Here is a 12,713-nt window from a genome sequence, read left to right on the forward strand (position 1 = left end):
TCCTTTGTTACGGCTTTTGCTCTTCAAGCTTAGTTGTTCTCCGAAGTGTCATAACGGATGATTCCCGCAGAATAGCCAGAGCATCGCGGTGAGGGCAAATCAATTCGGCAACCCCGGCGTCGTGCAAGGCTTTCGCAACGGGTTCTGGCACAGGCCCGGCGAGGTAAATGCGTGCCGCACCTGCGTCAGATAGCCGCGCTGCTGTTTCGATCAAATCGGCCGCTGAAACCGTTGCCGCTGCGAAAATACAGGCGATTTTGCAGCCAGACACGCGGAAATGCTGCGCCGCGTCGCAGCCTTCCTGGCTGAAAACCTCGAGTCCAGCCACCGCGAAAAAATGGGTGGCAAAATCGGAAGCCGGCGCAACACCCTGGGGTTCCCCGAGCTGGGTGAGAAAGATTTTCGGCCTGCTTCCGGTTTCCTGGAAATATTTATCCGAGGCCACGCGTAAGCTTTCAAAAGGCTCGGCATCGCGCCGCGAAGGTAGATGAATATTATCATATACTGTAAAATCATCATCTGCCCGCACGGGCGGAGGCGCGAGCACATGGACTGGCGCTTCCGTAAGAAGCGGAAATGCGCTCGTGCCGGTAATCGCCAGCGCGCGTTGTGCGATGGCGTCGCGCCGTGCCGCCGCCGTCACGCCGATCTCGCGTTGCGGCGTGCCCGTTTGCAGGCTTTTGATCATGCCGCCTTGCGCTTCGATGTCTTGCAACAAGGCCCAAGCGCGGTTGCAAAGCGCCGAAGTCAGCGCTTCGAAACTTCCGGCACCGGCGGCCGGATCCGCGACTTTTGCAAGATGGGATTCCTCGATCAATATCGACTGCGTATTGCGTGCGATGCGCCGCGCGACGTCATCGGGCAGGCCGAGCGCCAAGGTGAACGGCAGGACAGTCACCGTATCGGCGCCTCCCGCACCCGCCGCGAACACGCCCATCGTGGCCCGCAAAATATTGACCCAAGGATCATAGCGCGTCATCATCCGGAACGCCGTCTCGGCATGCAGGCGGATGGGTTTGGGCGTCAGGCCGCAGGCGTCTTCGACGCGCGCCCAGAGAAGCCGCATGGCGCGGAATTTGGCAAGGCTCAGATATTCATCCGCATCGGCCGCAAGGAGAAAGGCGATGTCCCGTCGCGCGGCCTCCAGCGGGAGACCCTCTGCTTCCAGCAGCCGCAAATATTCGATCCCCGTCGCGAGGACGCAGGCAAGCTCTTGCGCTTCGCCGGCGCCCGCCTCGTGATACGGACGCCCATCGGCAAGGAAAAGATGCCCGGCGAAACCGTTGCCGTGCAAAAGCGTCAGCGTATTGCCTAAACCTTGCAAAGCTCCAGCGGGCAAGTGGCCGCAGCGCGCGAAATGGCCGATCGGATCATGGCCGAAATCCACGTCGAGTTCCGCCGACGTCAAACGGCGCGCTTTCGCGATGGAAACAAACAAAGCCGCAAGGTCCAGCGCGCGGGCGTCAGCATCAACACGCAATGCGATGCGGTCGAGATCGATGCCGGCAAATGCGGCATCGAGATCGCGTTCGCTCTCGATTTGCAAGCCAAAACCTCTTGCAGCGAAGGATTGGGAAATGGTCAGCGTGAGTGCATCAGCGCCGCCCATGAGGTCGGCGCGGGCCATGGCGTTGGCTGTCACGATATCGGGATGATCGATGCGCTGCGCGATTTTCCACGGCCCCGGCTTTTGCCGGAGAGGGCGCGGGCCCTCGCCTATCACCCTCTCGTAGAGGGGTGCGAGGCTGAGCCCTTCGAATGTCGTTGAGATGAGACTTTCAAACGGCTTGCCGCCGAGCCCGCGCTCGACGAGGTTCCGCCATTCGGCCTCGCTGGCAGGCGGGAATGGATTTGTGGGGCCTTCCATGCGCGCTCCGGTTTCCGGCAGGCACACTTTTACACGAGGCAGATCGTGGAGCGAATGGGAGACCGCAAAATGGGCCAGCTGTGCGTGCGCTCAGCGCGGCGTCGCTCGCGCATTCAACAAAAAATGCTGCCCGCTTTGAATGCGGGCAGCATTGAATGAATATCAGCAAATGGGTGAAACCGCCGGCTTGGAGACCGGTGGTATCATGCCTCAATATCTGGCGACAACCGCGGGGATCGGGTTGAACCAGTTGAATTTGTAGTTGATGCCAGCCCGGGCAATGTTGACCTGCGTCTTTTGATTGACGTTGAGGCCAACAACGCCGAGCAGGCTCGTGTTGATAATGTTGTTGGTGCCGAGGTTGACGTAGAGATATTCGGTCTTCAAGGTCAGGTTATTGGTAACGGCATATTCAAATCCGCCACCCACCGCGAAACCCGTGCGGCTGTTGTTTTCCGAGGCCGTGAACGCCGCGGCTCCTCCGCCGATCGCCGCTGACGCGCTGATCGCGGAATTGACTTGGCCATAGGCGAAACCGCCGGTGCCATACACCAAGAACCGGTCCCAGGCATAGCCAAGGCGGCCACGCACCGTGCCGATGTAATTGATCCGGCTTCCCGCCTGCACGTTCGCTCCGAAGGGCAACGCCGCTAACAGGACTCCATTGAGATTGGCCGTGACTTTGCCACGGATCGCGGCGCCGTCGAAGTCGGTCTCGAACCCGAGAACGACATTGTTGGCGAATTCCCAATTGTAGCCGATTTGGCCGCCGCCGATGATACCGCTCGAGGTGATAGAGGCGTTGCCGCTGGCGAAGGTGGCAATGATCGGCGCGGAGACGCTGAACGGATACTGGAAGCGGTCGCCACCAAGCCCGAGGTTGACGCCGAGATAGATGCCTGTCCAGCTATAGGGAATAAAGGGCGGTGGCGGCGGTGCGACGGGAAGATCGGCGGCGAGTACCGCGGATGAACAAAGCGCGGCGAGCGAGGCGCCCAATATCGAGAGTTTCTTAATCATAACTTGTCCCTTCCAAAAAAGATGCGTCCATGCGTCAGCTAAACAAAATCTCGTCACACACACTATTGAATTTCGTTTCTGCACATCCATTAGGTGATGCCTGTTGCGGGACGGCAACAGTTTGGCGGCCCGCTCGTCCGCGCGGGCTGATGGCCATGTGCTCACGAAGATTTCTATTGTTTCGCCGCGATGACGAATTTCTGCATGAATGGGCCGATGTCGCGCCGTGGCGGCCGGCGGGCTCTCGCACAATTGGTATCGATATGCGCCTGGGTGAACATGGAGGCGAGAACGGCACCGTCCGGATTGACCGCGAACGCGTAATCCAACAGCATTTCGGCGGCCATGAACGGCGGGCCGTAGGCGAGTTGCGAAGCGAGCGCTCCGAGGCGGCCGCCGTCCCCTACTAGGAGATGCGACAGGCGTTCATGGGCGCCCAAACCGAACACGCCATGGGTGACGAAAAAGAACTTCGCGCCATCACCGGTTGCCTGTTTCGTACGTTCGAGTGTTTCCACGAAAGGATTGTCGGGAAGCTGGGCGATCTTAAAAATCTCCGGTGCACGGGCTGCAGCGGCGATGGCTTCCGGCGATCCGGCGATCGCCACGCAGCGCACATAGCCTTTTTCGAGGACGCGCCGCAATTCGCGCAAAATAGCCTCATTGAGGCAATCCTCGGGGTTCGGCTCGTCCAGCGCCAAGACATCGATGAAATCCGTTCGCAGCCGCCGCAAACTCTCGACGACCGAGCCTTCGATTTGATCCGCGCGCAGCCGGTTTTTGGACCAGGGCCGGTTAACTCTGGGCGGCTGGCGGCTCAATAAAGGCAGCGCTTTCGCCATGGCTCGGGCCGCCGGCCGGAACAGACGCATCAAGGGCGAAACCACGGGCCTTGGGATTCCGAATTTGGTGCAGACCACAACGCGTTCGCGGCGTGCGGCCAGGAATTTTCCCAAGATTCCCTCTGCTTCTCCATCGCCATAGGCGGGCGCCACGTCATACCAGCCAACGCCCCGCTCGAACGCATAGGAAAGCGCCCGTAGCCCCTGTGATTCGGAAACTCGCGAGCCGAGTGAGGCGCAGCCGAAACCCAAAACCGGGACCTCACGGCCGAGACCTGATACGAAGACGGTTCTCACGCGAATGTCTCCCGATTGTTCCTCAGGCTGAGGTGTTATCTGGTCGAAGCTGCCCCAACCGCCAGAGTTAGAAACAGATATATAAATTTGCGATCGCATGTACATGCCAATTTGAAGCACCGCATCTTGCCTCGCGAAGGATCAAGGCCATGGGTCTGTCGCGCGGCATCTTGTTCAAACCGCCGAGGCCGCGTAAGCTGGATGTTGCGGCGCACACTTCGCGCGCGTGAACGGCGAGCCGTGACGTTGATAATGAGAGATTGGTTGAGGAAAGAACGAAACCGCAAGACGCAGATTTTATTCTTCGCCCTTGAAACATTTTCATTAATCGGTGGCTTACAAGCATTTAATAGAAGACTGATCAGGCATCTCGGCCTCTATACGAGCTCGAAGGGATATCCTTTGGCCTACATAGGTCTATTGCGAGATTTTGGGAGCCAACTTCCCTCGATTCCTGGAGTTGAACTTAGGCCATTTGGAAAGAGCCGGATTGTTTTTCTTTTTAAATCCGTGCTTAAAGCTTCGCGTACGGGAGATATACTTCTGCTTGGCAGTATAAACTTGGTATCCATTGCCTTTTTTACCAAAATTTTCAGCAAGAATATACGGGTTGTGTTATTCGTGCATGGCGACGAGGTTTGGAACGACCTGCGTTACCGGAAAAAGAAAATTTACGACGAATTGTTCTTGAAATCCGTCGATTGTATTGCTTCGGTAAGCTGGTTTACGGCATGCACGATGGCGCGGGAATTCCGCCAGCCGCTCGGCAAGTTCCGGCTTATGCCCAACGCGAGCGACCGGATCGCGCCGCCGCTGGATCGAAGACCGGAAGGACAGCGGATTTTGGCGGTGTGCCGGCTTGATGCCCATGATGGCGGCAAAAATATCGACAAATTGATCCAGGCCATGGTGCATGTCTCAAAGCAAGAACCATCGGCGCTTCTGGAGATCGCGGGCGATGGGATTTTGCGCCCTGAATTAGAGCAACTCGCCGAACACATGGGCGTCGCGCCATGTGTCCGGTTTCTCGGCCGGGTGCCGGATGCGCAATTGCACGAGGCTTATGCCCGCGCGAGTGTTTTCGCACTGCCCTCCATCAAAGAGGGATTTGGCATTGTTTACCTTGAGGCGTGGCAATTTGGGCTGCCGGTGATCTGCAGCAAATTCGGGGCTCCGGGTGAAATCGTGAGCGACGGCGACGATGGTTTTGCGGTGGACCCAGACGATGTGGACGAACTGGCAGCGAAGATCCTCAAGCTCCTGAAAGATCCAGATTTGGCGAAACGGCTTGGAGAAAACGGGCGCAAAAAAGCGGAAGACAAATATTCTGATCGGCAGTTCGGCGAAAATTTCAAGGCTCTCATGAGCGAAATTGAAAATTCAACTGGCGGCTTCCCGGTATGAGCATTCTTGACGCGAAGACCACCAAATCCCTTGAAGGCGGCCCAAGTTTCGATTTAAGGCATCGGCTCCTTCGCGCCGTTTGGAATATATGCTGGCTGCTTCTGGCATCCTGGACGCCGCCGCCGCTGCATCCTTGGCGGCGATGTCTCTTGAGACTCTTTGGCGCGAAGATTTCTTCAACTGCCCGGATTTTTGGAAGCACAACGGTCTGGTATCCGCCCAATCTTGAAATGGGGGAGCATGCCGTCATTGGCTGGCGCACGCTGTGTTATTCCATGGATCGCATCATTCTCGAGGATTATGCGATCGTGTCCCAATGTTCGTTTTTGCTTGCCGGAACGCATGACATCGACGATCCCAATTTTCAGTTGAAAACCAAACCCATTCATATTGGGCGGCGGGCTTGGGTGGCGGCTTGCGCGATCGTTGGCCCTGGCGTGACCATCGGGGAAGGCGCGGTCCTTGGCGGCGGCGGCGTTGCCTTCAAGGATTTGGAGCCTTGGACGGTTTACGCCGGAAATCCCGCGCGCAAAGTGAGGTTGCGCAAGCGCTCGGATACCGGTGCCGGATCATGAGCGACGGAGACTCGATGCTTTGTCAGTTTCCCCGGAAGGCTTCGATCAGCTGTGGCGCCATCGTGCCAATATCGAATTTCTCGACAAAACCCTGACGCGCCCGCTGTCCCATGGCGCGCTTGTCCTCGGTGGACAATTCAAGAAATTGCTTCAGCAACCCCGTGATGCCCTCGAGATCGTCATTGGCGATCAAGCCCGCCTCGCTGTCCTGCACTTCCCGCCAGGTATTAACTTTGTCCGTCGTGAGCACTGGCTTGCCGCAGGCCATGGCTTCCGCGACGACGATGCCAAAATTTTCCTGGTGAGAGGGCAGCACGAAAGCTTCCGCCGCGCGGAAGGCACCCCATTTCGGATCGCCGCTCAACATGCCCGGCCAATGCACCCGGTCCGCTATCCCGAGCTCGGCGGCGATCATCCGGAGCTTGTTTCCCCATCCAGCGGAATCGGGACCCGCCATAACCAAATCAACTTGGCGATCCTTTGCCGCCAGTGCGAAGGCTTGGATCAGCAGATCGCAGCCTTTTTTGGGATGAATGCGGCCCAGGAACAGGAGGAACGGCCGGTCCGCCACTCGCGGAACCACGGCGCGGAACGCCGCGATCTGCGCGGCGGCGTTGCCGGCGACGTCTTTTGTGCCGAAAGCGACGACGCGATCCCTGCAGCGGAAAGGCCAGAACGAACGGCGCGCAAGTCTGCGTTCCTCTTCGGTCGCAAAAAAGACATTGCGCGCATGGGCGATGAGACGCCCCTCGCTGAACCACCACAAAAGTTGTTTGGCGGCGCCTTTGAGAGGCTGGATTTTGTTAAAATAAGGATCCAGCATGCCATGAGCGTAGACGAAATAGGGCGTTTCGCCCTTGCCGAGCGCACGCCACGAACCGAGGGCGACATAGTTCCAAAGACCATGGACAATGATCGCGTCATAGCGCGCGGCGTTTTCTTTCAGCCAGGGAACAAAATGCGGCGTATAGCCATAGCGCAGCCAGGGAATTTTTGTCCGCAAGCCAAGATAACGCGGATTGCGGATGCCCATGGCGTGGAGCGGCAGAGCCGCTGTCTTGGTCCACGCATCGTGAGGCGAATCGAGGGATAGAATTTCTTGATGGCAGCCATGTTCCGCCAGGATGCTGGCAGACGAATTGATGACTTCGATCGGGCCGCCGGTTTCGGGATTGACGGACGATATGACGTGCAAAACATTCATTGAGGTGGGTGGCCAATCGTGCGAGCAAAAAAAGCAATTTTCACGAGGGTATGAGCAGGAATATCATCTCATTTGCATGACGATCCTTATCCTATTAATTCTTGACGCGCTGGTGCAATCACTAGGTTCGGGAGCACGTTTTGCGCATTGGATGTTGCCGCGAACGACTCGATTAACCTTATCCCCAGGCAAATGGAATAAACAAGCGGGTGCCATTAAAGCCGCGCCCAACGAGGCAATCCATGACGCATGTTGCCACGCTTGTCTGCGATCCGGCGATGCCGGTTTTGACCGGCGCTATGCTCCGCCGGGCAAGCGAAGCCATAACCGCGCAGTCCTGCGCACCGCGAGATCCGCCGTACTGGCTGGCGCAAGACGTCGCCGCCGATATTTTTTTTGAGACCGGATCAGCCGTCGGAACCAAAGCCGTTGCGGACGAGGTGCGTGCCAGTCTTGGCAACGCTGCCATCGATGTCATCGTGCAAAAGGCGGAAGGGCGGCGCAAGCGGCTTTTGCTCGCCGACATGGATTCCACCATGATCGGCCAGGAATGTATTGACGAACTCGCCGCTGAAATCGGCAAGAAGGCGCATATCGCGGCGATCACGGAACGCGCCATGCGCGGCGATATCGCGTTTGAACCGGCCTTGCGCGAAAGAGTTGCCCTGCTTAAGGGACTCGACCGTGCCACGATCCACCGCGTCATCGCCCGCAAAATCAGCTTGACGCCGGGCGGCCGAGCCTTGGTGCGAACGATGCGGGCCCATGGGGCGCAGACCGTGCTCGTCTCGGGAGGGTTCTCGGTGTTTACCTCCGTCATCGCGGCGGCCATCGGTTTTGATGAACATCGGGCGAATGAGCTGCTCTTCGACGAGGAAGGCAAGTTGAGCGGACTTGTCGTTGAGCCGATTCTTGGCAAGAGTGCCAAGCTTGCGGCCCTTGAACATTTTCAGGAAAAGCACGGCCTCACGGCCACGGAAACTCTGGCGGTTGGCGATGGTGCCAATGACCTCGCCATGCTCGAAGCGGCGGGCCTCGGCGTGGCCTTCCGGGCAAAGCCAAGGGTTGCCGCCGCCGCCCACGCACGGATCGATCATGGCGACCTGACCGCGCTGCTTTACGCGCAAGGCTACAAACGCGAAGAGTTTGTTGCGGAACAGACTGGGCAAGCTGAAGAATTGCGGGCAGAGCTGTGAGTGTGCCGCCGCAATAGAGGTGCCAGGATATGCGCAGCGTCGATTTGAATTGCGATTGTGGCGAAGGGTTCGGCGCCTATCGGATCGGCGACGACGCCGCCATGCTCGACATTGTCACCAGCGTCAATGTCGCTTGCGGCTTTCATGCCGGAGATCCCGAGATCATGGCGCAAACCTTTGCCGCCGCCAAGACCAGGGGCATCGCGATTGGTGCGCATCCCGGCTTTCCAGATCTTTGGGGATTTGGCCGCCGAAGACTGCCCTTCACGACGGGGGAAATCGAGCGGCTGGTCGCCTATCAGATCGGCGCCGCGCAAGCACTCTGCGCTTATGCCGGAGCAAGACTGGGTTACGTCAAAATCCATGGCGCCTTGAGCAATATCGCGGTCGAGGATGCAACAATCGCCGAAGCGATCGCCCGCGCGGTCAAAACGGTCGCGAGGGATTTGATGTTCCTCGTCCCCGCCGGAACAAAATTGGAGGAGGCGGGTGTCACGCAAGGGCTGGCGGTGGCCCGCGAGATTTTTGCCGATCGCGCTTATACGGATGCGGGCAGTCTTGTCGAGAGATCCTGCGCCGGTGCCGTGCTGCATAATGTGACTGAGGTTGCCTCGCGTGCGCTTGCGATGATTTCCGAGGGCGCGATTATCACAGAGTCCGGCAAGCGCTTGGCTGCCGGTATCGATAGCATCTGTGTGCACGGCGACAGTCCTAACGCGGTTGCGATGGCGAAAACGATCCGCGCGCGTCTTGAAGATGCCGGGATCGCGCTCGCGCCGTTCGCGCGGACGAAATGATGACGAACGAGTCCGCGCCACGCTATCTGCCTGCCGGAGAGTCTGCGCTCGTCGTAGAATTCGGCGCGATCATCGATCCAAAACTTCATGATCGCGTGTTGGCCCTCGATGCCGCTGTCCAGCAAGCCCATATTCCTGGGGTGACGGAGACCGTGCCCACCTATCGTTCGCTGATGATTCATTTTGACCCGCGAATCTTGACGACGGATGCTCTCATCGCAACTCTGTCCCGGCTTGCTATGCCATCGAAGGCGCATCGCGAAGGACGGCAACGCTGGTACATTCCCGTCTGTTACGAGTCTCCGCACAGCGAGGATATCGGCGAGATCGTTTCTCTCTCGGGGTTGCCGCCCGCGCGAATCTTCGACCTGCATCAAGGCGCCCGCTACCGCGTTTATATGTATGGCTTCGCGCCGGGGTTTGCGTTTCTTGGTGGGCTTCCCCGCGAGCTCACGCTACCGCGCCGTGCCACGCCAAGGGCGCCCGCGCCGCCCGGTTCCTTGCTGATCGCGGCCGGGCAAGCTCTGATCGCAAGTTGCGCCATGCCGACCGGCTGGTATGCGATCGGACGAACGCCGGTTAAAATGTTCGATCCCCGCCGCACCCAAGCGTTTCTCCTGGGCATCGGAGATGAGATTTGTTTCGAGCGGATCGATGGCGCGGCCTTCGACGCTTTGGCTCGTGCCGCGGAGGCGGGCGAGAGTTGCGCGCGATCTGAAATTTTGGAGGAGCCCTGACATGCGGGGGCGCTCGCGCGTGCTGCATGCCGGTCCAGGTGCGACCCTTCAAGACAGCGGCCGCCACGGCTATTTGCGCTATGGCGTTACTCCGGCGGGGCCGATGGATTGGACAGCATTCCGGACCGCCAATTTCGCTCTCGGCAATGATGAGCGCGCGGCGGCGATCGAAGTCCCGCTAGGAGGAATTAAAGTCGTCTGCGAAGACGCGCCGCTTTGGGTTGCCTTCGCGGGCGGCGCTTTTGTTTGGCGGCGTGGCGGCGTGACCCTGCCGATTGCGGCGCGGCTGCATTTACAGCCGGGCGAGAGTCTCGCGGCGCGGGCGGGCGCGGATGGCGCGTTTGCTTATCTCGCCGCCGCTGGCGGATTCGATACTCCGGCCGTGATGGGCAGCCGGGCGACGCATCTGCGCTCAGGGATGGGCGGCATCGAAGGGCGGATGCTGAGGGCAGGAGATGTTTTGCCTGCCAGCACTCCGGAGCGAGAGCCCGGGGGCGAGGCGCTGATCGGCGCGCCCTGGCTTGCCCGCGACTCCGATCCTTTCCGCGTCGTGCTTGGCCCGCAAGACGATTATTTTACGGCGGAGAGTCTGACCGGGTTTTTTGCTGGCACATTCACATTGACACCGGCGGCGGATCGTATGGCCTATCGTTTCGATGGGCCGGACATCGCGCATGCGCGGGGTCATGACATTGTATCGGATGGCGTCGCGCTGGGCGCTATTCAAATTCCCGGCGACAGAAAGCCGCTTGTTCTTATGGCGGATCGTCAGCCGACGGGGGGCTATCCAAAACTTGGCCATGTCGCGCGCGCTGACATCGGCAGGCTTGCGCAAATGCGTCCGGGCGAGACGTGCCGGTTTCGCGCTGTGAGTGTCGCTGAGGCGCGATCGGCGCTCTTAGCCCGCGAGGATGAGATTGCGACGACGCAACAACGCTTGCGACCGCTGCGCGGGGTGTGCACGTCGCAAGCATTGTTCGAGGCCAATCTGATCGGCGGCGTCATCGATCCGCTGGAATAATCTTGTAAGGTTTCAGGGCTCAATCGGACAAAAGTGTTTCACGTGAAACGTTTTGGTACGATTGACACTCGCCTGATTCAGATCGTTACAAGGTGTAAAAGAATGTCTTTTTGACAAGCTCTCTTGTCTGATCGGAGGGTTTTCGCCTCCGTCAAAGTTTAACTTGCCACGAACTTGCATCTGATCGCATAGCTGTTGGCATGGATACCTATCTCGACCCATGTTTTCGATGGCCGCGCATGAAGCTCGCCATTGTGTTCGCCGGTATTTTCGTTGCCGTCCCCGCAACTGCGCAGCAGGCGGTTCCCGAACTGATCTCTGGCTGCGTGCCTTGCCACGGTGCCAACGGAATCGCGCGGTTTGGCGAAGTGCCGATTCTGGCGGGCCAGAATGCGCCTTATCTCCTCAACCAGTTGCACGCGTTTCAATCTGGCAAACGCACGCATAAGGAGATGCGTTACATGACCCGCAGCCTGTCGGAAGAGGAAATGGAGGCCATCGCGGCCTATTTCTCCAGTCTGCCGCCGAGGTGATACGCAGCAGCCGGTGCCGCTGACTTCGTGCTTAGAATCGATCGCCCACCGTCTTCACACTTAGGTATTGACCTAAGCATTTGGCAGGCATATATTTAGGTATATGCCTAACCAATCTGCTCAATTGGATCGTGTCTTTCAAGCCATGGCGGACCCGACGCGGCGGGCGGTGCTCGAACGTCTGACCCGGGGGCCTGCCCCCGTGAGCGAGCTGGCGCGACCCTTTAAAATGGCGTTGCCATCTTTTTCGCAGCACCTTGACGTTTTGGAGAGCTGTGGATTGGTGAGGTCGCGCAAATCGGGGCGTGTGCGAACCTATAAGCTGGCGCCTCAGCCGCTGAAGGCTGCGTTGCACTGGATCGAAACGCAACGCAAGACCTGGGAGCGCCGCCTGGATCAACTGGATACGTATCTTGCGGACCTTAAGGAGGAACAACGATGAGCGGTTCGATCATTCATAAGCCAGATCCAAAACTCGATCTCATGTTCGAACGCTTCGTCGATGTGCCGAGGGAACTCGTCTGGATGGCGTGGACGACACCGGAACACTTGAAGAAGTGGTTCACGCCTGTGCCTTGGAAAACGGTGGATTGCGAAATCGAACTTCACCCGGGCGGTATGTTCCGCACCGTGATGCGTTCTCCGGAGGGTCAGGAATTTCCGAACGTGGGTTGCTATCTGGAAATCATCGCGAACGAAAAGCTCGTCTGGACGAACGCCCTCGCGCCGGGTTACCGGCCATCTCATTCACCTGGAACGATGCCTTGCGATACATTCTTTTTCACGGCGGTTATCGCGCTTGAACCGCACGGCAATGGGACGAAATACACGGCGCTGGTGATCCACGGCGACGAAGACGCGCGTAAGAAGCATGAGGAGATGGGGTTTTATGAGGGCTGGGGCAAAGCACTCGATCAGCTCGTCGCTCATGCGAAGAACATGTAGCCTGAGCCACGCAAGCACATTCCCGATTGTCTCCTGCGCAAACAACGATGGAAAACTTCCCGGGTATGCAGCTTTTAGTGCTTACATTCTGTCCGTCCCTGCACCAAGGCAAGCTCTTCATTCATACGGCGAATCCGATTTTCGCAGTTTAGCCATTTCCCGAAGTTGCACTGACCGACCCGGCATGTGTACTCACATTCCAAAAGCTCGGGGGGCACGTCCGCGATAAAAGGCCCCTTGAAGAGGTTTTTGAAAAATCTGAAGATACTGGCCGT

13 protein-coding genes are annotated in these 12,713 nt (G+C 58.6%); 9 read left to right on the top strand and 4 right to left on the bottom strand.

Annotation, left to right across the window (positions count from 1 at the left end; translation table 11 throughout):
- Positions 1 to 7: 7 nt before the first annotated feature.
- The 3 genes from QEV83_RS13305 to QEV83_RS13315 all read right to left on the bottom strand — a co-directional run bounded on the left by QEV83_RS13305 (position 8) and on the right by QEV83_RS13315 (position 4,026).
- Positions 8 to 1,867 carry a methylmalonyl-CoA mutase subunit beta gene (locus QEV83_RS13305; protein ID WP_280128204.1) on the bottom strand — a complete coding sequence of 620 codons (1,860 nt, stop codon included), beginning with the start codon at positions 1,865 to 1,867 and terminating at the stop codon, positions 8 to 10.
- A gap of 210 nt (positions 1,868 to 2,077) precedes the next feature.
- A complete protein-coding gene (locus QEV83_RS13310) occupies positions 2,078 to 2,887 on the bottom strand; it encodes an outer membrane beta-barrel protein (RefSeq protein WP_280128205.1) in 810 nt (269 codons plus the stop codon).
- 173 nt (positions 2,888 to 3,060) lie between these two features.
- Complete coding sequence (locus QEV83_RS13315; protein WP_280128206.1) at positions 3,061 to 4,026, bottom strand: aldo/keto reductase; 966 nt, start codon at positions 4,024 to 4,026, stop codon at positions 3,061 to 3,063.
- Positions 4,027 to 4,638: 612 nt separating this feature from the next.
- On the opposite strand from QEV83_RS13315, the gene QEV83_RS13320 reads away from it, so the two are divergent.
- Positions 4,639 to 5,430 carry a glycosyltransferase family 4 protein gene (locus QEV83_RS13320; protein WP_280128207.1) on the top strand — a complete coding sequence of 264 codons (792 nt, stop codon included), beginning with the start codon at positions 4,639 to 4,641 and terminating at the stop codon, positions 5,428 to 5,430.
- A complete protein-coding gene (locus QEV83_RS13325; RefSeq protein ID WP_280128208.1) occupies positions 5,427 to 6,005 on the top strand; it encodes a putative colanic acid biosynthesis acetyltransferase in 579 nt (192 codons plus the stop codon). Before QEV83_RS13320 ends, QEV83_RS13325 begins: the two co-directional genes overlap by 4 nt.
- A 22-nt stretch (positions 6,006 to 6,027) precedes the next feature.
- Here QEV83_RS13325 and QEV83_RS13330 read toward each other — a convergent pair whose 3' ends face one another.
- Positions 6,028 to 7,209 (bottom strand): glycosyltransferase, encoded by a 1,182-nt coding sequence (locus QEV83_RS13330; protein ID WP_280128209.1) that lies wholly within the window; start codon positions 7,207 to 7,209, stop codon positions 6,028 to 6,030.
- A 242-nt stretch (positions 7,210 to 7,451) separates the two neighbouring features.
- On the opposite strand from QEV83_RS13330, the gene serB reads away from it, so the two are divergent.
- From serB to QEV83_RS13365, 7 genes are all read left to right on the top strand, one after another.
- A complete protein-coding gene (gene serB / locus QEV83_RS13335; RefSeq protein ID WP_280128210.1) occupies positions 7,452 to 8,405 on the top strand; it encodes a phosphoserine phosphatase SerB in 954 nt (317 codons plus the stop codon).
- Between the two features lie 29 nt (positions 8,406 to 8,434).
- On the top strand, positions 8,435 to 9,202 hold the full coding sequence (locus QEV83_RS13340) for a 5-oxoprolinase subunit PxpA (protein ID WP_280128211.1): 768 nt from the start codon (positions 8,435 to 8,437) through the stop codon (positions 9,200 to 9,202).
- Positions 9,199 to 9,939 (top strand): allophanate hydrolase subunit 1, encoded by a 741-nt coding sequence (locus QEV83_RS13345; RefSeq protein ID WP_348273227.1) that lies wholly within the window; start codon positions 9,199 to 9,201, stop codon positions 9,937 to 9,939. The genes QEV83_RS13340 and QEV83_RS13345 overlap by 4 nt, the downstream gene beginning before the upstream one ends.
- Before the next feature lies 1 nt (position 9,940).
- Positions 9,941 to 10,960, top strand: a complete 1,020-nt coding sequence (locus QEV83_RS13350; RefSeq protein ID WP_280128212.1) for a biotin-dependent carboxyltransferase family protein — start codon at positions 9,941 to 9,943, stop codon at positions 10,958 to 10,960.
- Positions 10,961 to 11,199: 239 nt separating this feature from the next.
- Positions 11,200 to 11,493: a c-type cytochrome gene (locus QEV83_RS13355; protein WP_280128213.1), complete on the top strand. Its 294-nt coding sequence runs from the start codon at positions 11,200 to 11,202 to the stop codon at positions 11,491 to 11,493.
- 145 nt (positions 11,494 to 11,638) lie between these two features.
- Complete coding sequence (locus QEV83_RS13360; protein WP_348273228.1) at positions 11,639 to 11,935, top strand: metalloregulator ArsR/SmtB family transcription factor; 297 nt, start codon at positions 11,639 to 11,641, stop codon at positions 11,933 to 11,935.
- Complete coding sequence (locus tag QEV83_RS13365; protein WP_280128215.1) at positions 11,932 to 12,438, top strand: SRPBCC family protein; 507 nt, start codon at positions 11,932 to 11,934, stop codon at positions 12,436 to 12,438. Before QEV83_RS13360 ends, QEV83_RS13365 begins: the two co-directional genes overlap by 4 nt.
- Positions 12,439 to 12,713 lie beyond the last annotated feature (275 nt).

The sequence above is a fragment of the Methylocapsa sp. D3K7 genome, assembly GCF_029855125.1.
Taxonomy (GTDB): Bacteria; Pseudomonadota; Alphaproteobacteria; order Rhizobiales; family Beijerinckiaceae; genus Methylocapsa.